Raw genomic sequence first — 22,922 nt, forward strand, 5'->3', positions numbered from 1 at the left:
CTTCACTTCGGCATCCGGAATTTGCGCGTCAGCACCGCCGACAAGCTCGCGCGTTGGCCTATTAATCAGCGTTTCCCAAGCGCAACGGGTGCTGGTCTGCAAAGATGCCGAACTCTGGTTCACCTGGAACGGGCAAGCTGAGTCTCCCGAAGCCGGGATCTTTACCGTAAGTGAGAAATGATGGCTAAAGCACGAGTGATAGGCACAACAGTAGATGCGATCCATGCAGCTGAGACGGAATTGGCGCGAACCTTGCCTAAGTCCTTCTCAGATTGGTTGTTGGACAACAACGGCAAAGCATTGGGCGCTCTGACTGTGTTTCCTGTATTCGATGCCCGCGATCCCCGCAAGACGTGGGAGTCGATAGTGCGTCACTTCAAAGGAGACTGGCAGGAGTGGCAAGACAATTTCTCCGGTAGCTCTATCGACTTCTCTCAGTTGCTACCGTTTGCCGAATTCGGAACGGGCGATTACTACTGCTTCGACTACGGAACGCTTGGCAACACCGGAGAGCCTGTTGTCGTTCTTTGGTCGCATGAGACAGGGCGGGCGTCGGCGATTGCAGACAGCTTCGCAGCCTTCTTAACCGTGCCCGGTCGCCCTGGATAACGATAGACGCTCAAGCATCTTGGGGCCGCTTATGCGGCCCCTGTTGTTTCTGGGCGCGATACTCGATGTGGCTCGGAAATCGAACAATGTGCACTTACTCGTTTCTCCCCGATCGGGGAGAAACGCAGCGGCGGCCGTCAGGATGGAGGCTGCTAGAAAAGCCGCTTTGCGACCTCGCGGCGAGCGTCGTCGTTGAGGTGCATTTGCTGGATGCCGGCGATCGCGTGTTGCAGCCAGGTATCGGCAATGACGCGATGTTCGTCGTTCGTGTCGGCCGGCGCCGACGCCGACAATTGCTGAATTCCGATGCTGGCCGTCGCGGCGTCGTCGGGCTGATTTACAGCGGAAATATCGTGTTGGTCCAAAATGCACCACCCCTTGAAGTAGCACAGACATGACGCACGTACCAAACCGCGTGCGAAACGGTCGCTCAGCCAAGCGTGGCACGGGTTTGAGGCGCACCACATTCCTGAGCGGCGAGGTGTTGCCGTAGTGGTCGCGAATCGCGCAAAGCCAGAGCCGACGGGGCTTTGCGGCATGGTGCAGATTGCACCACAACAGATCAAGACAGCGATAGTGTGGTCGTGTTGTAGCCTTTGCGTATCGATCGTGTATCCGAGCTGTATCCCGAGTGTAGCCCTGATGAAAACGACAGGCACGACGCATATGTTTACGGAGATGCAGACGCATTGCCGAACCATATGGTGCCCAAAGGGCGCAGCCCTTTGGAAACCGGGGGGGGGCTGTTGATGTTCCCACAGTGTTCCATCTGCGTTCAGTGAGTGCGCGCGATGTTCCATCGACGTGCATCCATGTACCGGTCGTGTTCCCGTTGTGTTCCATCTGCGTTCGTTCGTCTGGGTTGGGAGGAGCAAGGAGAGCGATTGCAGGATAGGCACGTGGTGCCAAATGTCCGACAAGGTCGATGTTGGAAAGCTCCCGCCCATGATGTGCCGACCTGTGAAAGGCCGAGAGGCGATACGTTGGTCGTGGGTGAGTGCATTTGGAAAAAGAAAACAGGCGTCCTCAACCTCGGCGGTCGCGTGGGGTGAGAGCGGCTAAGAGAAGGCGGGCATACCGCGCGAGTACGGTATCGAGCAGATCGGAGGTGGGCTTCTGCTTGGAACGCGGAAGCTGGCTGATGGGGACGTTTCAACGACACGCGTCGCAGCCAGCCGGCCTACCGTTATGACTCGGTGGGCCGGCCGCCAGCACTGCCGCGCCCCGGCGCTAGCCAACCTGCTCAAGCAATGCGCCGACACCCACTGATCGAGAGCCGGGACCGGCGCTGTATCACACTTGATGACATTTTTCAGTGAGGACGCTTTCGTGCCATGGGGCCGCGGAAGCCGGTGGCGTCAACTGTTCGACCCGGCCGATCAGAAAGCCGGCTCGGCCACGAGACCTTCGACTTCGGCCTGGCGAGCAACCTCATCGACCCGGAAACCCAGCGCGAAGCCGAGTGCCAGCGCATGCCGCGCATCAAGGCGCTGGATAACCTGCTCAAGCAATACGCGGGTACCCACTACCAGTACTACGCGCGCGGCAACCTCACGCAGCGTTGGCACAACGGTAAGGAAGGCCGCTTCACCTGGGACCTGTTTGACCGCCTGACGCACTACGAAGACGATCGCCTGAAGGTCGACTACACCTACGACGCGCTTGGGCGGCGTCTGTCCAAGCACAGCCAGGCGCACTACGAGGAAAGAAGGGAAGCGGGCCCACACTGGAACCGCGCCGAGCGTGTGAAGCGCAACCGCGAGCTGCAATGCGGTTTCACGCTATATGGCTGGGACGGGGACACGCTGGCGTGGGAGAGCAAGATCGCCGACGAGGACGGCTTTGGCGCACGCACCACGCACTATGTGTACGAGCCAGGCAGCTTCGTGCCGGTGGCGCAGGCGGTGCGCGAGGAAGCCATCGAATTGCTGGACCAGCCCGAGTACGGCGATTACTACCGGCAGGATGAAGACCCGCTGTGGTTGCCGCCGCCGCCCGCACCAGCCATCGACAGAGTGGCGTGGTACCAGTGCGATCACCTCGGCACGCCGCAGGAGCTCACTGACGAGCACAGCGAGATTGCGTGGAGCGCGGAGTACCGCGCGTGGGGTGTCGCGCAGGAGACGATCCGCAAGGCCTCGGGGAAGGCACTGATCGCCAACCCCATCCGCTTCCAGGGGCAGTACCATGACCATGAGTCGGGGCTGCATTACAACCGGCATCGGTACTATGATCCAGCTACGGGGCGGTTCGTATCGAAGGATCCGATCGGGCTGGCGGGCGGGGTCAACGCCTTCCAGTACGCGCCGAATCCGACGCTCTGGACCGATCCTCTTGGTTTAGCGAGAAAGTGTAATTCATGTCCGGGTAAGGATGACCGCCAATGCGATGAAGTGCACGATGACTACAATCAAGCGATGAATAGTGCCCTTGATTTTACGAAGATTACAGCAAAGAGAGCTATTCCAAATCCAGCCAAATTCGGCTCTCAGCGCTTTAACGGAAGGCGTGCTCCCGATGAATATCGAGGATTTCGTGTTGAGCACGATGAAAGGCATGGTGCTCACATCAACATCTTCAACGGGAAAGGGAACGAAAAAACGATCTGCTTTAATGCATCTGGAAAGACGGTTGCCAAGATAGTCAAGAGGTTCAATAGATGATCTTCTCTAGTGAATGTGCTAATTATGTTGCCGCCCACTCATGTGCTCGGGGTGAAGAAAGGCAGATGCTTGATATGCTCAGGAAATCTCTTCCTGCGAGTTCGTCGTCTATCGACTGGAGTCGCATTATTAAGAAGAAAGAGGTAAATGGTGTTGATCGAGCACGATTAAGTAATGAGCTGAAAGTTCTTTCGACTTCTATGGGGGCGGCGATAACTGACGTTTTTTATGTATTCAATTTGGACGATGCTGTCCCGGCACTTAAGACAAGCTTGTCAGAATGGCTGAGGTTTGTGAGTGAGCTGGATTTTGTAGATACGATATTTTTATCGAAATCTGGCAAGCTCATTATTCATTGGGATTTCTATATGAATCTGCACGCGACAACCATATAAGTGGGCTGGATGTGCGTCACTAACCCGAAGGGCTGCTAATGAGCGGGTCTTCCCGGCTTCGGCGCTTGGGATGACGCGGAGGAGGCGATCAGCGATGTGGCTCGCAAGCCCGAGGTCGTGAATCCGCTGTACTTGGTTGTGGCACGACTACGATTGAGTAGCGGACCAACTTCTGCATACTGCCGAGCGACGCCGATATGCTACGTAGCACAAGGCGAGGCGGAGAGTCGGTCAACACTCGATAGCGTCACGACGACGAGTGCACTCTGCGTCAGCGCACGAGATTATGGGCAATCGTTAGGGTACTGGTACCGAGTGGTAGACGGGTCTTCACTATAACCTATAACCTGTATCGGTACTATGATCCCACCGTTGGACGCTACCTCTCGAAAGATCCGATTGGGCTTGCAGGCGGGATCAACGTCTATCAATACGCACCCAATCCGACGGGGTGGGTTGATCCGCTTGGCTTATCCGGTTTTGAACCTAAGGGTATAACTAGCGGAACTGTCTTTAGAAATGCATCGGGAACCCCCGATAGCCTGACTCCGCGCTTAGGAAAAGACACGACCCGAATCGATGGGAAAGAGCCGGGCTTGTCGGCAGCCACTTCGGAAGCGGGATTGGACAGAGGGAAATATGTTGAGCTGGACGTCGGAAAGCTTTGTTCGTTCGGGCTTCAAGCGACGCATGATAAACCGAATGGTCACGTGACCATTCGACCGATAAACGATCCGATCGATTCCAAATTGACAGACTGGGCGAAGTCCAGAGGAAGCGGCTCGACGCATTCTCTGACAGAAGGTATATTGGAAGCAGTCACTGGTCGGGGGAAAAAGTGATGGCGATAGATATTAAATCCTATTTGTCAGACTATGTAGCAAGGGTAGAATGTGCCATTGAAAAGAGGGTCAAGATTGAGTCATCGAATTCAGGGTTTTACCAAAACTCTCTCGGCGGCACGGCATACGTAAGCTTCTACCCAATGGAGATCGATCTAACACTTGATCTGACAGGTATGGGTGATAAATATAGAGTAACCGTCGATCTGACGGATCAAGAGGGAAAATTGATTTCCGGAGATATTTTTAAATTCGACGGGAATTCAGAGTATTTGTGCATGGAGCTTGACGCGTTCTTCTCTGATTTGGTTAAGTTGGTTTCGGATCGTCTTTAAATGAATGAGAGGGCCGCGTCAGCGGCCCCTCGTTCGTCTACAACCGGCATCGGTACTGCGATCCACAAGCGGTAGGTTTGTATCGAAAGACCCCATCAGATTGAAGGGGGGTATCAACGTATATCAATATGCGTCCAATCCGATACAGTGGATCGACCCATTGGGGTTGTCAGGATACGACGTTTCTGCCAATACCGCCGGGCCGGATACTTTGGCGCGAGGGGCACATGTCAATGTAAGCGGTCCTGGACTGCCGCCTAGCGGGCGGCATATTACGTTGACGCCTAACGCAGACGGAAGCCATGTGGATCTGGGGCCGGCGGATAAAGCCACGCGCAATATGTCCGAGTCTCAATGGAAGAAAGTATGTAGCTGCGATGTCAAATGCCTCGACAAAGCAAGGAACGTTGATCGTTTGGCCAAGGCTTCACAGGCCGGCGTGGACGCATGTCCAAATTCAAATCGAGCATCAGAACTCAAAAAGGTTACTGAGATTCTCGGCAAGCATGGTGCATCTGGGACGAATCCTATTTCTAAGTAAACAGAGATGGCAATTTATTTTTATGAAATTATTGATGTGCTGCTGCAATCTAATGGCGATGATCCAGGCAGGTTGATCCGCGGTGAGGATGGCGATAAGTCGCAGCTCGAGGATCGAGGCTACGATGTTGTGGGGAAAATTCCCGATTTCCATTTGTACGAGAAGTATATACATGTAAATCATAGGAATATGGAAATTAATTCTCTGTATAAGTTGTATTATCTTGGTGAAACTTATATTGGTAGCTCTGTCGACTTTGGGCCGGGCGTAAGGTTGATGGCTTTGCTTAAGCGAATTTGGGATGGGGTTCAATTAAGTTTGCTGAGGGACGATGTTCATCTTTATTTTTCTGACGACAAAAAAGATGGTGCAATTGTGTTGGGTCAGTACTCTGTTATCCGGTTTGGCCGAAGAAATGTAAGATCTGGGTATGCTGTGGTGGGCGTGGATTATGCGTCCGTTGGAAATGAAAAGTTAATAACGGGGAGTATAGGGGCGGCAATGGATATGCTCGATGAGCGGCCGTTGGGTAGTTTGAGGAAGTATTCTTCTGAATACGGAAAATTGATCAATTTCTACTTCGGCTGATTAAGCTGATGTGAAGCGTGGTACGAGTGGGACAGCTTCGATCGACTGGTACGGTTCGGCAACGGCCGGGTATCGGTGCGCTACTGGTACGATGCGCTGGGGCGACGGGTGAGGAAGGAATCGAACGCGCAGGTGAGATACAGTGCCAGTGACGGCAGTGGTTACCGGGAAGCGGAGACGGCGCGGCTGAACGCGGAGCACGGCTATGGTTTGACGCTGTACGGCTGGGACGGCGACACGCTGGCGTGGGAGAGCAAGATCGCCGACGAGGACGGCTTCGGCGCACGCACCACGCACTATGTGTACGAGCCGGGCAGCTTTGTGCCGGTGGCGCAGGCGGTGCGCGAGGAAGCCATCGAATTGCTCGACCAGCCGGAGTACGGCGACTACTACCGGCAGGATGAAGACCCGCTGTGGGGCCCTCCGCCGCCGTGCAGCATGGGAGTTGACACTGGGCTTCGCAGGGCGGCGGTCAGTGACGTTTCTATTTCGCGACGTGCAACGTCATGAATTTCCGAGAGTTTCGTATCGTTCATCGTTCGGTCGACGACGACCGGCGCAGTGACGTCCTTATTTCGCAAACGGTGACAACTTTACTTTGTTCTGTGGCTACGTGTATGGCCCGCGGTCGCCGGATGACCTCGGGCCGCTTCACTTTTCATGAAGATGCGGATCGCTGTCGCGCACCTTCGTGACGCAAGCTACTCCACCACCTTGAACACCCGGTTCTTCTCGATCATACCGGCTTTCGGCAGCTTGCCGTCATCGTGGGCCTCGGGCCGCAGATGCCGCTCGTCGAGCGTCGGCCCCGTATAGCGGCTGCGTGGCCGGATCACCTTGCCGACGCGCAGTTGCTCGATGCAGTGTGCGAGCAGCCCGACACTGCGCGCGATCGCAAACAACCCGAATGCCGCATCGGTCGGCAATTGAAGCTGTACCGCTAGCATCACAAGCGCGACGTCGATGGTCGGCCGCTGGCCGGTGAGCGTCGTGACCTTATCGACAAAGTACCCGAGTTCGGTGGGCGGATCGAGTCGCGCGAGCAGCGCAGCGGCGCGCGGATCGCCGTCGGGGTAAAGATGGTGACCGAAACCTGGAATCGGGATCGCGGACTTCAGGTGATGATCGACCACGCGCTCGGCGCCGAGCCGTTCAACGTCGTCGAACACGGCACGCACGCGCCCCGACGCGTCGCCGTGCAGCGGGCCCGACAATGTCGTGAGGCCCGTCAGCAGGCAGCCAGCGAGGGACGCGCCGGTCGACGCGGTGATGCGTGCGGCGAACGCCGAACTCGTGATCTCGTGATCGGCGACCAGCACCATCGCACGGCGCAGCAGGTCCGCGCCATGGTCGTCGAGGCCCCAGCCGGCCGCGAGCCGCTGATGGATCCAGGGCCGCCCCGCATCGGCATCGTCGTACGCGCCGAACGCGCGCGACACGATCGCGACGAGCTGTCCGGCCTCGGTGTGCAGCGCGCTGTCGAGCCGGCCGAGCGTCGAGTGACCGTGCGCGGCCAGTGTCGCGAGCATCGTGAACGCGCATTGCCGATCGCGCTCGCTGGGCGGCAACGCAACCGCCGGCGCGTTGAACGACACAGGCGTGGTGGCTTGCCACAGCAGCGCGGCCGTTTCCTCGAGCGTGGCGGTGTCCGCGAGTTGAATGCTGTCGCGGCCGCGATACCACGCGCGGCCCTTGGAGAAGGTGGTGATGCCGCTGTAGATGCACGGCTCGGCGCCGAAGATCGTGCTGGCCGCCAGCGCTGCCCGCTTGCGGCCGACCTGTTTCTTGCGGCACAGCGCGACCACGTCGTCGGCGCGATACAGGCTCTTGCGCGGATCGTCGGGATCCTGCATCACGGCGATGCTGCCGCGGCTCGCATACGCATAGATGGTCTGCGCCCGCACGCCCAGCCGCCGCGCCGCTTCCGTCAGGGTGATCCAGTTCTGCATGGCGTGTCGTGAATCAGATGCGGCCGGCGACCGGCCGCTTCCGACGACTATAGACCGGGTTCAACTGAATGTCATCTCGGTCGCGCGCCGCTCGAGCACCTCAACGAGGATGTCGCCCGGTGCGCGCACGAAACAGCCGCGCACGCCGGCGCGAATCCGCGTCACCGGTTGCACGATTTCCGCGCCATTGTCGACCAGATGCGCATAGGCAGCATCGAGATCCTCGACCAGTACGCCGAAGTGATCGATGCCTTGCACGCGGACGCCGTCCGGCACGATCGCCGAACGCGCATCCGGCAGTGCCGTGATGAACAAGTTGACGGTGCCGATTCGCAGGTCGACGCGGCCGGGGCGTCGCACGACTTCGGCGTTCAGGCAACGCGCGAACCATGCGGCCGTGGCCTCGGCATCAACTGAGCAGAGTTGCAGGTGATCCCATTTGAATTCGATCATGATCGAGGTCAGTACGTGAAGGAGTGGCCGGAATGGGAGATGAACGTGGTCAGAGCTCGATACGCGACAGCTTGCCGAGCAATACCGAGTACGACAGCGTGCCGACGAGGCAGATCGCGCCCATCAGATTCAGCGCCCAGAAAAAGTTGCCGGTGTGCTGCGTCACGTAGCCGATCATCAGCGGCGTGGTGACGGCCGCGATATTCGCGGCAAGGCTGGTGATGCTGCTGGTGAGCCCGACATAGCGTTTCGGCGCGATCTCGGAGACGGCGGCCCACGACATCGAGCCGATCCCCTGCGCGAAGAACGCGATGGTGAGGATCGCGATTACCAACGCATTCGAGTGCACGAAATTGACGAGTACGATCGATGCGCCGAGGAAGGTGCCGATCACGAGCGGCGCCTTGCGTGACGACGACATCGACACGCCGCGCCGGATGCAGAGATCGGACAGATAGCCGGCAATCAGGATCCCGAGCGTCGCGCCGATGAACGGCATCGCCTGGAAGAAGCCGACCTTGATCATCGACATGTGCCGCTCTTCGACGAGATAGGTCATGAACCACGTCGTGAAAAACACCAGTAGCGTGTTGTTGCAGAACTTGCCCAGACAGATCGCGAGGATCTGCCGGTAGCCGAGCAGGCGCAGCGCCATGCGCCAGTCGAACGGGTCGCGCGCGGTCACCACAGGCCGCCCTTCGGTGATGTACTGTAGCTCGGCCGCGTTGACGCGCGGATGCCGCGACGGATCGCGATAGAGCCGGTACCAGACAACGCTGAACAGGATGCCGAACGCGCCGGTCGCGAAGAACACGGTACGCCAGCCGAACGCCGACGAGATCCACAGCAGCAGCCCGGTGAAGAGCGGTGTGCCGATGTACTGGCCCATCACGTACACACTCGTCGCAAACCCGCGCTCCTGGACCGGAAACCACATCGTCACCGCGCGCGCGTTCGACGGAAACGCGGGCGCCTCGAGCGCGCCCATCGCGAGCCGCGAGCCGAGCAGCATGTGATAGCCGTGCGCGAGCCCTTGCGTGAGCGTCGCAAGCGACCAGCCGACGAGCGACAGCGCATACGCTACGCGCGAGCCGAGCAGGTCGGCGAGCACGCCTGCCGGCAGCAGCGCGATTGAGTACGCGAGGCCGAACACGGCGAACAGCTCGCCCATCTGCACGCGGGTGAGCGCGAGATCCTTCGACAGCGCGGGCGCGACGATGCCGAGCGCCGAGCGGTCGACGTAGTTGAGGATGGTAGCCACCAGCAGCATCGACAGCACGCCGTAGCGCACCCTCGATCGTCTCGCGAGGGCTGCGGGCGCGTCGAGATCGCGCATCACCGGAACCTGCTCTTCTGCGGTTTTCAATGTCGTCTCCTTATATATTCGATTTGATGGGCCGGCGCGCAGTCGTCGTGCGCGCTCGCGCGCGTCAGGTCAACCGCGCCCGACGAACGGCATCGCGCTCGCCATGATCGTCATGTGCAGAATGTTCGCTTCGAGCGGCAGGCTCGCCATCTGCACGATCGCGTTCGCGACGTGCGCGACGTCGACGCGCGGCTCCGGCGCGACGCGGCCGTCGGCTTGCAGCACGCCGCTGTTCATGCGCTCCGTCAGCGACGTGGCGGCATTGCCGATGTCGATCTGGCCGCATGCGATATTGAACGGACGACCGTCGAGCGCGAGCGAGCGTGTGATGCCGAGCACCGCGTGCTTCGTGGCCGTGTATGCGATCGTGTTCGGGCGCGGCGTGTGCGCGGAGATCGACCCGTTGTTGATGATGCGCCCGCCTTGCGGCGTTTGCTGCTTCATCTGGCGCCATGCGGCGCGGGCGCACAGGAACACGCCCGTCAGGTTGGTCGCGATCACGTCGTTCCAGAATTGCAGCGAGTAGTCGTCGAGTGGCACCGCACCCGCGTTGCGGCCGGCGTTGTTGAACAGCACGTCAAGGCGCCCGAAGTCTTGTGCGATCTGCGCGAAGCTCGCGTCGACCGATGCTTCGTCGGAAACGTCGGTCGGAATGGCCGCCGCGTCACCTCCGGCGCGCTCGATGATTTCCTTCGTCGCGAGCAGCGGATCGATGCGCCTGCCGAGCAGTGCGACGGTGAAACCTGTGCGCGCGAGCGCCACAGCCGCCGCCTGCCCGATTCCGGTACCGGCGCCCGTCACTGCCGCAATTTTTTTCTCTGCCTGCATTTTCACGACCTCGTCGTCAGTTCGTTGAACGTGCAAAAAGCATTGCGCGACGGCGATCCTGCAGCAATCTTGATTCTTTCAATCAATATCAACTGCCCCGTCCGGTCGTGGTGGCGTCAGGGTTTTCCTGAGTTCGCCGACGCGTCGGGCGGAGGCCGGACCGTACCGGCGTATCGCAAACCACACGACCGTAACCGTTCGGCAATTCGGCTGTTCGATGCCACACGAACATGTTGATCGAATCAATCAATATTGACCCGCGTCGACCGCGCTTCGTAGGCTGTGTTCCGTTTTCCGACCTAAGGACGAGACCATGCCTGACAACAATCGCACCCGCCTGCTGGTGGCGCGACGCGTGCCGGCCGCGGTGGCCGCACGCGCGGAAGCTGACTTCAACGCTTATGTAACCGACGCCGACATGGACGCGCCGTCCGTCGTCGAGTTCTGCAACCGCTACGACACGCCGGCGGTGCTGATCGGCAAGAAATCGGGGCTGCAGGCCGAGCACATCGCGGCGTTGCCGCCGAGCGTGAAGATCATCGCGAACGCGAGCGCCGGCTACGATCACATGGATGTGACCGCCGCGCGCGCGCGCGGGATCGTGGTCAGCAACGCACCCGACGCGCTCACCGACTGCACGGCCGATTTCACGCTGCTGCTGATGCTGGCCGCGTGCCGGCGTGCGTCGGAGTACGAGCGTATCGTGCGCGCCGGTTGGGGAAAGTCGTTCGGCATGACGGACATGCTCGGCACGCGCGTGAACGGCAAGACGCTCGGCGTCGTCGGCTTCGGCCGGATCGGGCGGGCGGTTGCGCAGCGTGCGCGGGGCTTCGGAATGAAGATCGTCTATACCGACCGGCGGCCCGCACCGCCGGAGATCGAGGCCGGCGCCCGCTATTGCGCGGACCTCGACACGCTGCTGCCGCAGTGCGACATTCTCACGCTGCACGTGCCGGGCGGCGGCACGCCGCTGATGACGCGTCGCGAGTTCGGCCTGCTACGCGACGGTGCGGTGTTCGTGAACGCAGCGCGCGGCAGTCTCGTCGACGAAGATGCGCTGTACGATGCATTGGCATCGCATCGGCTCTTCGGCGCGGGGCTCGACGTCTACCGGAACGAGCCGAATATCGATCCGCGCTTCGCCACGCTCGACAATGTGTTTCTGTCGCCGCACATGGCGAGCGCGACGATCGAGACGCGCGACCAGATGGGGTTTACCGCGCTCGACAACGTCGCGGCGGTGCTTGAGGGGAGGGCGGCACCGAACGCGCTGTGACGGCGACCGGGGTGGCCGCTCATTGATGCCGGGGCGTCCGATGGCAGGAACCCCGGCGCTCGGCACATGCTTACCGCCCCCCCCCTCCGCCACCAGCACCTCATGTGTTGGTGGAAGCCCTTAAAAGGGCTGGGAATCGGCCGCGTGGAGGCGTATCCAGGTCGTGACAGTCATGTAACCATCCGCAATCACCCCGTGGGCGTCGGGAAATCAATACAGGGGACGCGGTCAGTGCGTCGGTGGTGCGAGACAACAAAGCCGAATGTAGAACTCGGCATCGACATCGGCTATGTTCGTCGCGCCCGGTGCAATCGCAAGGGTTCGAGCAAGCAAAATCGCATAGAAGCCGGGAACCGGCCATCGTCAATCGCAGTCGTCGTGGCTGCGCTGGCGGAATCCGGCAAGCTGCCACGAGTGTGGGCTTCCGCCATGCCGCGCACCAAGCGATTGAACCAAGAAATGACACGATTTCTCGAAGACAGTGGATGCGGAGACCAAAATGAAGTCGTAGTTTTGACTGATGGAGTTCGAGACCTAGCCGGCGTCGCCAACAATCTGCCATACGACAACGAGTGGGTTCTCGATTGAGCACACATCGGACGGATGATGCGACGCGTTGATCAGGCTATCGCGCCTTTGGCATACGAGCGACTCACGGACGGTGGATCAGCGTTTGAGTTATGTGATCTGTTTGTCCGCTTCCGCCATTACGTTTGGGTCGGACGCACATTTGCCTGGAAGCAGCTTGCAGCCAGACTCGCTCGCTTGCTTGACCTCCGCGAGAAGCGCGATCCTGCGGTGAGACGTGAAGTCAGGAAAGCGAGCTATAGCCTGTTGAATGTGGTCACGTATCTCAACAGTAACGTCGAGTCGCTGATTGACTATCGCACCTGGCAATGCTCGGCAGGGCGGATCTCCACCGGATTCGTGGAATCGTCAATCAATCGAATCATTGGCCGTCGCATGTGCAAGGGCCAGCAGATGCGCTGGAGTCGCGTGGGAGCACAGAGTGTCGTGCAATTGCGCGTGGCATTGTTGAACCGGGAATTTCACGAACTCGCACAGCGCCAGTTTCCGTGCATTGGACTGCAGCGCGTTAGTTGGCCATGGCGATGAGCTTCCGGGCCTTTTTAACGGCTTCCTTCAACAGCAGCTGCAGGAGCGGATGCAGTCGATGCTGCTCGAGCGCAGCGCACGGTCGCGCCGACCCGACGAAGTGATCCTGCGCCAAGTGGCGCACCTGCGCGACGCGTAGCAGATGACGCCTGATCTCGTGCTGAAAGATCCATACATCCTCGACTTTCTCGGTCTCAATGATCACTATCTGGAGCGTGATCTCGAGGATGCGATTCTGCGCGAGATGGAACAGTTCTGTTGATTTCCACCGCATCCCCGGTGGGTCAATTCCGCGTGGACGTCAACAGCCGCAGCGTTCGCACCAAATCCGACGGGGGGATGCAGCATCACCCGGTACTCGAACAGCGGCAGGTCACGCACTCGGCGAACCGTTGTCTCGTGGATCTGCGGGCAGCGTGTCCCACATTGCTCGCAGTACATGACCTTGCTGACCGGCTTCAAATACAGCGACAGCCTGCGGCCTTCGCCTTCCGGCTATTCCACACGCTCCAAATCGCTGACCTGTCCAGCAACCCGGTGCCTGAAGTGCCTTGCGATCGAGCAATTCCTCCTCCTGACCTCCTTACAGTCAGGCGTCAGATTCGCAATCGGCATCAAATCTTCCACGGTTTCCTGTGATGAACCATTTTTAAGCCATTTCCTAGTGTTTTCCCTTAAATGGCTGTGTCGGGTTTTTCCCGTAGTTCGCCTCCGCGAGCGCCCAGTGCCCGGCGCAGCAGTAGTTCCCGTCAAATCGCGCCCGGCCGCGCCAATACTGGCTGTAGCGTCACTGGTACTTTTCCACAAGCGCCGGCTTTTTTCGTCCGTAGCCGATGCATTACCAAAGGTATGGGAAAGCGCACAAAAAATGTATCTGGAACAACGAAATTGGATTGATACGCTGCAATCACTGTATCAGCGCCGTCAACCACGCAGAAGCGGCATCGGGCCCACCCGCCAATCGGGCTATCGATGCCGAATCAGACGAAGTTCGCGGTTTCCCTTACCAGTTAGTCGGGACGACAGAATGACTCCAAATCTGACGTTTGCGCCGGGCGACGTACTTCCCCCCGAAGCAATCCACACCGACGGTGCGCCGTCGATCGCCCGTTCGAGTATCGCGACCGGAACCGACATCCTGACCGTCAGGCATCTGTCGAAGATTTTCGGTCCGAAGCCGGAGCGTGCGATCGAGATGATGAAGCGCGGCGTCGGCCGCAACGAGATTTTCGCTGAAACCGGCAACATGGTGGCGGTCAACGACGTGAGCCTGAGCGTGCGCGCCGGCGAGATCTTCGTGATCATGGGATTGTCGGGATCCGGGAAATCGACGCTCGTCCGGCTGCTGAATCGCCTGATCGAGCCGACGTCCGGTCAGGTCGTGCTCGAAGGCCGCGACATCGCACCGATGTCGACGCCGGAACTGCGCGACGTCCGGCGCCAGAAGATGGCGATGGTGTTCCAGTCGTTCGCACTGCTTCCGAACCGCACGGTTCTCGACAACATCGCATACGAGCTCGAAGTCGCGGGCATCAAGAAGGCGCAGCGCTACGACGTCGCGCGTGCCGCGCTGGAGCGCGTCGGCCTCGGGTCGTACGAAAAGCTGCTGCCGAGCGAACTGTCGGGCGGCATGCAGCAGCGCGTGGGCCTGGCACGCGCGCTGGCGGTGAATCCGTCGGTGCTGCTGATGGATGAGGCATTCTCCGCGCTCGATCCACTGATCCGCTTCGAAATGTAGAACGAACTGCTGCGCCTGCAGAAGGAAGAGCAGCGCACGATCGTGTTCATCTCCCACGATATCGAGGAAGCGGTCAAGATCGGCGGGCGCATCGGCATCATGAAGGACGGCTGCCTGATCCAGGTCGGTACGCCGGCCGAACTGATCCAGACGCCGGCCGACGCGTACGTGCAGGACTTCTTCCGCAACGTCGACGTGTCGCGCTTCCTGAAGGCGTCGAGCATGATGACGAAGATTGAACGCGGACTGCTTCGCTGCGATGCGGGCACGCCGTCCGAGCGTTACCTGAACCAGCTGATCGACAGCGGCGCGGAATGCGGCTACGTATGCGACGAGGCCGGCCATTACCTGGGCTGCGTCACGCCCGCGACGCTTCACCGGTCCGGCACGCGGCCGATTCGCGAGGCATTCCTGAACGACTTCAATGCGGTTCCGATCGATACCGATCTGCATCGGCTCGCGTCGATCGCGCTGACCCAGGAGCACGACGTGCCGGTGACGGACACAGCGGGACGACTGGCGGGCGTCGTGTCCTGCCGGACGATACTCAAGCAGATGATGCAACGGAGGGCAGCATGAATTCGTCGGTGATCGGGAAGTTCGCGGAGAACTTCGTCAATTTCCTGTTTCTGCATTTCCGCGGCGGCTTCGACACGTTCTCGGCGGGGCTTGGCGCGGTCGTGAAGCTGCTCGAGGACGGCCTTGCCGCCGTGCCGTTCATCGCGATGGTCGTGATCCTGGTCGGCCTCGCACTGTGGCGCCGCGGCATCGTGTTTTCGGTCTTCGTCGGCGGCGCGCTGCTTGTGATTCACTACATGGGCTTGTGGGCGCAGACGGTGTCGACCCTCGCGCTCGTGACCGCGGCGACGTTCTTCAGCCTCGTGATCGGTGTGCCGCTCGGCATCTGGGGCGCACGCAACAACCGGATCGGCATGATCCTGCGCTCGCTGCTCGACTTCATGCAGACGATGCCCGCGTTCGTGTACCTGATCCCGGCCGTGATCCTGTTCGGGCTCGGACGCGTGCCGGCGGTGATCGCGACGATCGTGTTCGCGATGCCGCCCGTCGTGCGGCTGACGACGCTCGGCATCCGGCAGGTGCGCGAGGAACTGATCGAAGCCGGCCGCTCGTTCGGCAGCACCGACTGGCAGCTGCTGTGGAAGATCCAGCTGCCGAACGCGTTGCCGTCGATCATGGCCGGCGTGAACCAGACGATCATGATGGCGCTGTCGATGGTGGTGGTCGCGTCGATGATCGGCGCGGGCGGCCTCGGCGAATACGTGCTGAGCGGGATCCAGCGGCTCGACATCGGGATCGGCTTCGAAGGCGGGCTGGGCGTGGTGCTGCTCGCGATCGTGCTGGACCGCCTGACGGAAAGCTTTGGCGTGAAGGCGAAGAAGAAGGCGAAGAAGCCGATGGCCCGCACCGGCAAGGCCGGCCCGCACGGCGCGGCACGCACCTGATGAGCACAGAGGTGAAACGCAGTTGACGGACGATCAAGCGCCGCGGCCACGGTGCCGCGGCTCAGCCGGTGTAGCAGTGCATGGAGACCAGAAACGCCGATCAAGGCGTTTCTCATTCTTGAAAGACTCGCGTGATTAAAAAGGAGTACTAGATGAAAATCCATACGTTCAAGTCGCTTCTGGCGAAACTTGCGGTATCGACGGTGGTTGCCTGCAGCGCAGGTGTGGGCGCGGTGTCGGCGGCCGAACCGGTCAAGATCGCGGTGACCAACTGGGCGGACGTGCTGGCGGTGGCCAATGTCGCGAAGTACGTGCTGGAGACGCAGCTTAAGCAGCCGGTGCAGTTCGTCCAGGCCGATATCGGCATCCAGTACCAGGGCGTCGCCCGCGGGGATCTCGACATCATGGTCGGCGGCTGGCTGCCGGTCACGCACGGCACGTACTACGCGAAGTACAAGAACGATCTGGATGACGTCGGCATCATCTACACCGGCGGCAAGAACGGCTGGGCCGTGCCGACCTACGTTCCGGAATCGGAGCTGTCGTCGATCGCCGACCTGAACAAGCCGGAAGTCAAGAGCAAGCTGAACGGCACGATCCAGGGCATCGAGCCGGGTGGCGGCCTGATGCAGGCGTCGGAGAAGACGATCAAGGCCTACAACCTGGAAGGCTACAACCTCCAGGCATCGAGCGAGGCCGGGATGCTGGCGAGCGTGTCGCGTGCGTACCAGTCGAAGCAGTGGATCGTCGCGACGGTCTGGAGCCCGCACTGGCTGTTCCAGAAGTGGCAGATGCGTTACCTGAAGGACCCGAAGGGCACGCTCGGCGGTGAAGAACAGGTCCACGCGTTCGCGTCGAAGAAGTTCGCGGGCAAGTTCCCGCGCGCCGACGTGTTCTTCAAGCACCTGAAGCTGACGCTGGCCGACGTCGAGGCGATCGAGTTCGAAGGCAACAGCACGAACGACTACGCGACGGCTGCGAAGAAATTCGTCGATGCCCACCCGGACAAGCTGAAGGCCTGGCTGCAGCAGTAACGTCGTGCGGCGGTAGCGCAGGCGACGCGTTCGACGTCGTCCGCGTGAACCGGCCAGGTGTATCGCCGCAAGCCGATGGCCGGTGCCGCAACGATGGTGCCGGCTTGGCAGCGGACGGTACACGCAGTCGATGCAGCCCATCACGAACCGCGCCGCGGAGTCACCAAGTGAACGAGAACGCCCGATTTTTTTCCGAAACCCTCCAGAGCCGAGATCCGGTGATCGCATCGGAGATCGCACTGGAGCTGCGTCGCCAGCAAACCCAGATCGAGCTGATCGCGTCCGAAAACATCGCGTCCGCGGCGGTGTTGGAAGCCCAGGGAACCGTGCTGACGAACAAGTACGCGGAAGGCTACCCGTCCCGGCGGTACTACGGCGGTTGCGATCATGTCGACCGGATCGAGGCGCTCGCGATCGACCGCGCGTGCGCACTGTTCGACGCGAACCATGCGAACGTCCAGCCGCACTCGGGCGCGCAGGCAAACGGTGCAGTGATGCTCGCGCTGGCCAAGCCCGGCGACACGGTGATGGGCATGTCGCTCGATGCGGGCGGCCACCTCACGCACGGTGCGCGGGCCGGGCTGTCGGGGAAATGGTTCAACGCGGTGCAGTACGGCGTGAACCCGGACACGCTGCGCATCGATTACGACGACGTGCGCCGGCTCGCCGAGCGTCATCGCCCGAAGCTGATCATTGCGGGCTATTCCGCGTATCCGCGCGCGCTCGACTTCGCCGCGTTTCGCGAGATCGCGGACAGCGTCGACGCGAAGCTGATGGTCGACATGGCGCACATCGCCGGCATCGTCGCGGCCGGCCACCATCAGAACCCGGTGCCGTTCGCGGACGTGGTGACGTCCACCACGCACAAGACGCTGCGCGGCCCGCGCGGCGGCTTCATCCTGACGAACCACGCCGAGGTCGCGAGGCAGATCAATTCGGCGGTCTTTCCGGGGCTGCAAGGCGGGCCGCTGATGCACGTCGTCGCGGGCAAGGCCGTGGCATTCGCGGAAGCACTTCGCCCCGAATTTACCCGCTATATCGACCAGATGCTGCGCAATGCGCAGGCGCTCGCGGGCGTGCTGACGGCAGGCGGCCTGAAGCTCGTCACGGGCGGCACGGACAACCACCTGCTGCTGGTCGACCTGCGTTCGCGGCGCATCACCGGCACGCAGGCAGAGAAGGCGCTGGAGCGCGCAGGCATCACCTGCAGCAAGAACGGCATTCCGTTCGATACGGAAAACTTCACCGTCACGTCTGGCATCCGGCTCGGCACGCCGGCCGGCACCACGCGCGGTTTCGGTATCGCGCAGTTTGAGCAGATCGGCGAAATGATCCTCGACGTGCTGGACGCGATCGAGCGCGACCCGGCCGGCGACGAAGCGGTCGAGCGCGCGGTGCGCACGCGCGTGCGCGACCTGTGCAACCAGTTTCCAATCTACGCGCATGCGGAGGTGTTCGCCTGAGCGCGGAAGCGGACCGGGTCAGGAACATCGTTCGGATAACGTAGCTAACCGGTCGTCGCGCATGCATCAACGTGCCGACGACATTGAGTCGAATTGCCGGTTTCCCGCCTGACGGCGGGAACCTGGCGCACCCACCTGAATGAGGAATCGAAATGAGCTTCGAGGGCGTACACACACCGCTGGTCACCCCGTTCGACGCGGACGGCGAAATCGATCACGAACTGCTTGGCCGGCATGCGGCCGATCTCGCCGGCCGCGTGTCTGGCCTCGGCATCGGCGGGACGACGGGCGAATACTATGCATTGAGCTTCGACGAGCGCGTGCGCACGTTCGACACGGTCGCGGCCGCAGCCGGCGGCAAGACGTTCCTGACCGCGGGCATCAATGCGACGACGACGAAGGAAGTGCTGCGTCTCGGCCGCGAAGCGAAACGCGCGGGATTGAACGCGCTGCTCGTTGCCGCGCCGTATTACGCGCAACCGACCCAGCAGGAACTGCTCGCGCATTTGCTCGCCGTGGACGACGCGCTCGACATGCCGATCATGCTGTACAACTTCCCGGCGCGCACCGGCACCGAAATCGGCGACGGAATTCTCGAAACGCTGCTCGAGCGCAAGAATTTCGTCGCGATGAAGGAAAGCACCGGCGACATCGCGCATCTGCATCACCTGTCCACGCATTTCGGCGGCCGGCTCGTGCTGAGCTGCGGCATGGATGACCAGGCGCTCGAGTTCTTCGCATGGGGCGCCCGCAGCTGGGTCGGCGGCGCATCGAACTTCCTGCCCGAAGCGCACACCGACCTGTTCGACGCATGCGTGACGCGCGCCGATTTCGCGACCGGCCGCAATCTGATGGCGCAACTGCTGCCGGTGCTCGAACTGCTCGAGCGCAGCGGCAAGTTCATTCAGTACGTGCGTTACGGGTGCGAGCTGGCCGGCTTGCCGGTAGGCGTCGCGCGCGCACCGCTCGGCGCGCTGTCGGGCGACGAGCGTGACGCGTTCGCGAAGCTCGTGAAGCCGCTGCTGCGCGAGCGCCGGTAATTCATCATGAGCACGAGTGTGGAATTCGCGCGGTTTCCGGCGCCAGACGGGATGAATGGCTGGTGGGAGAGCCTGCCGCCCGCGACGGACGCCCGCACCGTCGCGTCCGAGAGCCGGTTCGACTGGGTCGTCGTCGGCGGCGGCATCACCGGGCTGTGCGCGGCCCGGCGGCTCGCGGAGCTCGCGCCCGGCGCGTCCATCGCGCTCGTGGAGGCCGACCGGATCGGCCGCACGACGGCCGGGCGCAATTCCGGATTCTTCGTCGACCTGCCGCACGACATCAGCAGCGAAAGCTACTCACGCAGCATCGAGGAAGATCGCGCCGACGTTCGGTTTCAGCGGCACGGCATCGACTATGTGCGTGACATCGTGAGGCGCTTCGGCATCGACTGCGACTGGCGCGACGACGGCAAATTTCACGCATCGGCGAACAAGAAGGGCGCCGCCGCGCTCGCGCATTTTGCCGACGGCCTGACCCGCATCGGCGAAGCATTCGAATGGCTCGACCAAGCCGCGATCAAGGCTGTGACCGGCACCGACTTCTACACGGGCGCGCTGTTCACGCCTGGCTGCAGCACAGTGCAGCCGGCTGCGCTGATGCGCGGGCTCGCGGCCACGCAGCCGGACAACGTGACGGTGTTCGAGCTCAGCCCGGTCACGCTGATCGAGCCGCGCGGCGACACGCGCGTGCTGCATTTCGCCGGCGGCACGATCGTCGCGAAGCAGGTGATCCTGTGCACGAACGCGTACGCGGCGACTTTCGGCATGCATTCGAACGGCTTGCTGCCGGTCTATACGTTTGCGTCGCTCACGCGCCCGATGAGTGCCGACGAAGTCGCGAAGCTCGGCGGCACGCGCTCGTGGGCGGTGATTCCGGCTGATCCGATGGGCACGACCGTGCGGCGCCTGATCACCGATCGCATTTGCGTGCGCAACCATTTCGCGTTCCGGCCGGACGTGAAGGTGTCTGCGGCTGATCTGGCGAAGGCGCGGCATCTGCATCAGCGCTCGTTCGCGCGCCGCTTCCCGGTGCTCGGCGGCGTCGAGCTCGAATATACGTGGGGCGGGCCGCTGTGCCTGTCCGCGAACAACGGCGCGCTGTTCGGCAAGCGCGGCGACGGTCTCTACGAGGCGATCGGCTGCAACGGCCTCGGGCTGAGCCGCGGATCGTCGTCCGGCAAGCTGATCGCCGAATATGCGCTCGGCGAATCGAACAGCCTCGTGCAGCAGCTGCTAAAGCAGCCGCATCCGCGCCCGCTGCCGGTCCGACCGATCGTCGACCTGGCCGTGTCGGCGACGATCTGGGCCAAGGAATTCTCGGCAGGTGCCGAGCTTTGATTTTCAAGGAAACGACATGACGACCCATCAGGATTGGAAGCAGAAGGCGAGTGCGTTGTCGCTCGACGGCCGCGCGGTTATCGCGGGGCAACGCAGCGCGGCGACGTCGGGCGAGACGTTCGCGACGCTCAACCCGGCGTCAGGCAAGGTGCTCGCGGAAGTGGCGCGCTGTAACGAGCGCGATGTCGATCGCGCGGTCGCGGCCGCGCGCGACGCGTTCGAGTCGGGTGTCTGGTCGAAGGCCGCGCCCGCGCATCGCAAGGCGGTGCTGCTGCGCCTCGCGCAGCTGATCGACGAGCATGCAGAGGAACTCGCGCTACTCGAGGCGCTGGAAGCCGGCAAGCCGATCGGCGAATGCCTGGGGCTGGACATTCCCGAATCGGCCGCGTGCATTCGCTGGCACGCGGAAGTGACGGACAAGCGCTACGACGCGTTGTCACCGTCCGGCGCCGGCGTCGTCAGCATGATCACGCGCGAACCGATCGGCGTCGTCGGCGCCGTGCTGCCGTGGAATTTCCCGGCGCTGATGCTAGCGTGGAAAATCGGCCCGGCGCTGTCGGTCGGCAACAGCGTGGTCGTGAAGCCTGCCGAGCAGACGTCGCTGTCGACGCTGCGCATCGCCGATCTCGCGCTGGAAGCCGGCGTGCCGTCCGGCGTGTTCTGCGTCGTGACCGGGTTCGGCGGCGAAGCGGGCGAGGCGATCGGCCGCCATCCGGACGTCGATCTCGTCGCGTTCACCGGCTCGACCGCGACCGGCAAGCGCTTCCTCCACTACTCGGCCGACACCAACCTGAAGCGCGTCGTGCTCGAGTGCGGCGGCAAAAATCCGCAGGTGATCCTGCCGGACGTCGCGAACCTCGACGCGGTGGCCGAGCAGGCGGTCGCAGCGGCATTCTGGAACATGGGCGAGAACTGCAGCGCCGGCTCGCGGATCCTCGTGCCGTCGAGCCGCAAGGCCGAACTGCTGGAGAAGATCCAGGCCGTGCTCGCCGGCTGGAAGACTGGCGATCCGCTCGACCCGGACGTGAAGCTCGGGGCGCTGATCGAGCAGAAGCATTACGAGAAGGTGCTCGGCCATATCGAGAAGGCGAAGGCAGAAGGCGCGCACGTGGTGTGCGGCGGCCGCGCGATCCTCGCGGAGACCGGCGGCTGGTTCGTCGAACCGACGATCTTCGACCGGGTGACGCCGGAGATGAGCATCGCGCGCGATGAGGTGTTTGGGCCGGTCGTCTGCTTCATCGAATACGACGACGTCGACGATGCGGTTCGGATCGCGAACGATACGTGCTATGGGCTGGCCGCGTCGCTGTGGACCGACAACGTGAATAGCGCGCACAAGATCGCCGCGCGGATTCGCGCGGGCACGGTCACCGTGAACTGCTTCGGCGAAGGCGACCTGTCGACGCCGTTCGGCGGCTTCAAGCAATCGGGGTTCGGCGGGCGCGACAAGTCCGTCTACGCGCACGATCAATATTGCGAGCTGAAGACCACCTGGCTGAAGCTCGACTGAGTGCGCGGGCCGGGCACGACGCGCGATGGTGCGCCGAACCATGCGTCGCCCGCCTGGTCGCCGGTCGTTCGGCCTGCGGGAGTCGCGCGCGGCGCGACAAGCGGCGCCCCGCGCGGCTGCCGAACCGATGTGCGACTTGCAGTCCCCGTAATCGCTTCCGATAATGGCGGCGCGGTGCACAATCGATCGAAAATGGCGTCGTCGCGACGCTGTTGCGGCGGCCGGGCCGCCCTTGTCAGCCGCCCGGCCGACGCGCAAGCTGCAATATTCGGATAATTGAATGGTTTGCGATGAGACAGCCCGCGGCCAGCGTGCGGGACTGTTGTCGACGGGTGCGTCGACGCAGCGTCCGACCTCCGTTTTGAGAGTGAAAGC

At 61.8% G+C, this 22,922-nt stretch carries 19 protein-coding genes and 6 pseudogenes; 19 read left to right on the forward strand and 6 right to left on the reverse strand.

Going from position 1 to position 22,922, the window contains the following annotated elements:
* The coding region (locus tag BTE28158_RS25880; protein WP_217481646.1) for a hypothetical protein at window positions 1-181 on the forward strand (181 nt) is incomplete at its 5' end.
* Window positions 178-609 (forward strand): SMI1/KNR4 family protein, encoded by a 432-nt coding sequence (locus BTE28158_RS25885; protein WP_203249552.1) that lies wholly within the window; start codon window positions 178-180, stop codon window positions 607-609. The genes BTE28158_RS25880 and BTE28158_RS25885, both read left to right, overlap by 4 nt.
* 152 nt (window positions 610-761) lie before the next feature.
* On the opposite strand, the gene BTE28158_RS25890 is transcribed toward BTE28158_RS25885, so the two are convergent.
* Entirely contained in the window at window positions 762-974 is a 213-nt protein-coding gene (locus BTE28158_RS25890; protein WP_151048085.1) for a hypothetical protein, read from the reverse strand.
* Window positions 975-1,961: 987 nt separating this feature from the next.
* Between BTE28158_RS25890 and BTE28158_RS25895 the strand changes: the two genes are divergently transcribed.
* The 7 genes and pseudogenes from BTE28158_RS25895 to BTE28158_RS25925 all read left to right on the forward strand — a co-directional run bounded on the left by BTE28158_RS25895 (window position 1,962) and on the right by BTE28158_RS25925 (window position 6,483).
* Window positions 1,962-3,272, forward strand: coding sequence for an RHS repeat-associated core domain-containing protein (locus BTE28158_RS25895; RefSeq protein WP_279608095.1), 1,311 nt, complete (start codon window positions 1,962-1,964; stop codon window positions 3,270-3,272).
* 65 nt (window positions 3,273-3,337) lie between these two features.
* Window positions 3,338-3,667 (forward strand): hypothetical protein, encoded by a 330-nt coding sequence (locus tag BTE28158_RS25900; protein ID WP_124625579.1) that lies wholly within the window; start codon window positions 3,338-3,340, stop codon window positions 3,665-3,667.
* A gap of 341 nt (window positions 3,668-4,008) precedes the next feature.
* Window positions 4,009-4,143, forward strand: a pseudogene (locus BTE28158_RS33120) (RHS repeat-associated core domain-containing protein); the annotation flags it as partial.
* Between the two features lie 365 nt (window positions 4,144-4,508).
* The gene (locus BTE28158_RS25910) at window positions 4,509-4,844 is read left to right on the forward strand and encodes a hypothetical protein (protein WP_151048087.1); all 336 of its coding nucleotides are present in this window, start codon (window positions 4,509-4,511) and stop codon (window positions 4,842-4,844) included.
* Between the two features lie 38 nt (window positions 4,845-4,882).
* Window positions 4,883-5,017: pseudogene (locus BTE28158_RS33125) on the forward strand (RHS repeat-associated core domain-containing protein); the annotation flags it as partial.
* A gap of 374 nt (window positions 5,018-5,391) precedes the next feature.
* Entirely contained in the window at window positions 5,392-5,973 is a 582-nt protein-coding gene (locus BTE28158_RS25920; RefSeq protein ID WP_151048088.1) for a hypothetical protein, read from the forward strand.
* A gap of 75 nt (window positions 5,974-6,048) precedes the next feature.
* Window positions 6,049-6,483 carry a hypothetical protein gene (locus BTE28158_RS25925; protein ID WP_151048089.1) on the forward strand — a complete coding sequence of 145 codons (435 nt, stop codon included), beginning with the start codon at window positions 6,049-6,051 and terminating at the stop codon, window positions 6,481-6,483.
* A gap of 191 nt (window positions 6,484-6,674) precedes the next feature.
* On the opposite strand, the gene BTE28158_RS25930 is transcribed toward BTE28158_RS25925, so the two are convergent.
* The 4 genes from BTE28158_RS25930 to BTE28158_RS25945 all read right to left on the reverse strand — a co-directional run bounded on the left by BTE28158_RS25930 (window position 6,675) and on the right by BTE28158_RS25945 (window position 10,569).
* On the reverse strand, window positions 6,675-7,922 hold the full coding sequence (locus BTE28158_RS25930; protein ID WP_151048090.1) for a citrate/2-methylcitrate synthase: 1,248 nt from the start codon (window positions 7,920-7,922) through the stop codon (window positions 6,675-6,677).
* A gap of 60 nt (window positions 7,923-7,982) precedes the next feature.
* Window positions 7,983-8,375, reverse strand: coding sequence for a VOC family protein (locus tag BTE28158_RS25935; protein ID WP_151048091.1), 393 nt, complete (start codon window positions 8,373-8,375; stop codon window positions 7,983-7,985).
* Between the two features lie 49 nt (window positions 8,376-8,424).
* On the reverse strand, window positions 8,425-9,711 hold the full coding sequence (locus BTE28158_RS25940; RefSeq protein WP_059679828.1) for an MFS transporter: 1,287 nt from the start codon (window positions 9,709-9,711) through the stop codon (window positions 8,425-8,427).
* A gap of 99 nt (window positions 9,712-9,810) precedes the next feature.
* The gene (locus tag BTE28158_RS25945) at window positions 9,811-10,569 is read right to left on the reverse strand and encodes an SDR family oxidoreductase (RefSeq protein ID WP_151048123.1); all 759 of its coding nucleotides are present in this window, start codon (window positions 10,567-10,569) and stop codon (window positions 9,811-9,813) included.
* Between the two features lie 313 nt (window positions 10,570-10,882).
* On the opposite strand from BTE28158_RS25945, the gene BTE28158_RS25950 reads away from it, so the two are divergent.
* The 3 genes and pseudogenes from BTE28158_RS25950 to BTE28158_RS25960 all read left to right on the forward strand — a co-directional run.
* The gene (locus BTE28158_RS25950) at window positions 10,883-11,845 is read left to right on the forward strand and encodes a 2-hydroxyacid dehydrogenase (RefSeq protein WP_151048092.1); all 963 of its coding nucleotides are present in this window, start codon (window positions 10,883-10,885) and stop codon (window positions 11,843-11,845) included.
* Window positions 11,846-12,004: 159 nt separating this feature from the next.
* Window positions 12,005-12,961, forward strand: a pseudogene (locus BTE28158_RS33130) (ISKra4-like element ISBusp5 family transposase); the annotation flags it as partial.
* A 31-nt stretch (window positions 12,962-12,992) separates the two neighbouring features.
* A pseudogene (locus tag BTE28158_RS25960) lies at window positions 12,993-13,217 on the forward strand (PDDEXK nuclease domain-containing protein); the annotation flags it as partial.
* 51 nt (window positions 13,218-13,268) lie between these two features.
* Here BTE28158_RS25960 and BTE28158_RS25965 read toward each other — a convergent pair.
* Window positions 13,269-13,526 (reverse strand): annotated as a pseudogene (locus BTE28158_RS25965) (ISL3 family transposase); the annotation flags it as partial.
* A 462-nt stretch (window positions 13,527-13,988) separates the two neighbouring features.
* Here BTE28158_RS25965 and BTE28158_RS25970 point away from each other — a divergent pair.
* The 7 genes and pseudogenes from BTE28158_RS25970 (at window position 13,989) to BTE28158_RS26000 (ending at window position 22,547) form a co-directional block, all read left to right on the forward strand.
* Window positions 13,989-15,278 (forward strand): annotated as a pseudogene (locus tag BTE28158_RS25970) (quaternary amine ABC transporter ATP-binding protein).
* A complete protein-coding gene (locus BTE28158_RS25975; RefSeq protein WP_151048093.1) occupies window positions 15,275-16,162 on the forward strand; it encodes an ABC transporter permease in 888 nt (295 codons plus the stop codon). The pseudogene BTE28158_RS25970 and the gene BTE28158_RS25975 overlap by 4 nt, the downstream one beginning before the upstream one ends.
* A 152-nt stretch (window positions 16,163-16,314) precedes the next feature.
* Window positions 16,315-17,196 carry a glycine betaine ABC transporter substrate-binding protein gene (locus BTE28158_RS25980; RefSeq protein WP_124901514.1) on the forward strand — a complete coding sequence of 294 codons (882 nt, stop codon included), beginning with the start codon at window positions 16,315-16,317 and terminating at the stop codon, window positions 17,194-17,196.
* A 167-nt stretch (window positions 17,197-17,363) separates the two neighbouring features.
* Entirely contained in the window at window positions 17,364-18,659 is a 1,296-nt protein-coding gene (gene glyA / locus BTE28158_RS25985) for a serine hydroxymethyltransferase (protein ID WP_151048094.1), read from the forward strand.
* 152 nt (window positions 18,660-18,811) lie between these two features.
* The gene (locus BTE28158_RS25990) at window positions 18,812-19,699 is read left to right on the forward strand and encodes a dihydrodipicolinate synthase family protein (RefSeq protein ID WP_151048095.1); all 888 of its coding nucleotides are present in this window, start codon (window positions 18,812-18,814) and stop codon (window positions 19,697-19,699) included.
* 6 nt (window positions 19,700-19,705) lie between these two features.
* Entirely contained in the window at window positions 19,706-21,037 is a 1,332-nt protein-coding gene (locus tag BTE28158_RS25995) for an NAD(P)/FAD-dependent oxidoreductase (protein ID WP_151048096.1), read from the forward strand.
* Window positions 21,038-21,053: 16 nt separating this feature from the next.
* Window positions 21,054-22,547 carry an aldehyde dehydrogenase gene (locus BTE28158_RS26000; RefSeq protein WP_151048097.1) on the forward strand — a complete coding sequence of 498 codons (1,494 nt, stop codon included), beginning with the start codon at window positions 21,054-21,056 and terminating at the stop codon, window positions 22,545-22,547.
* Window positions 22,548-22,922 lie beyond the last annotated feature (375 nt).

Origin of the sequence: Burkholderia diffusa, from assembly GCF_902499115.1 — a bacterium.
GTDB lineage: Bacteria > Pseudomonadota > Gammaproteobacteria > Burkholderiales > Burkholderiaceae > Burkholderia > Burkholderia diffusa.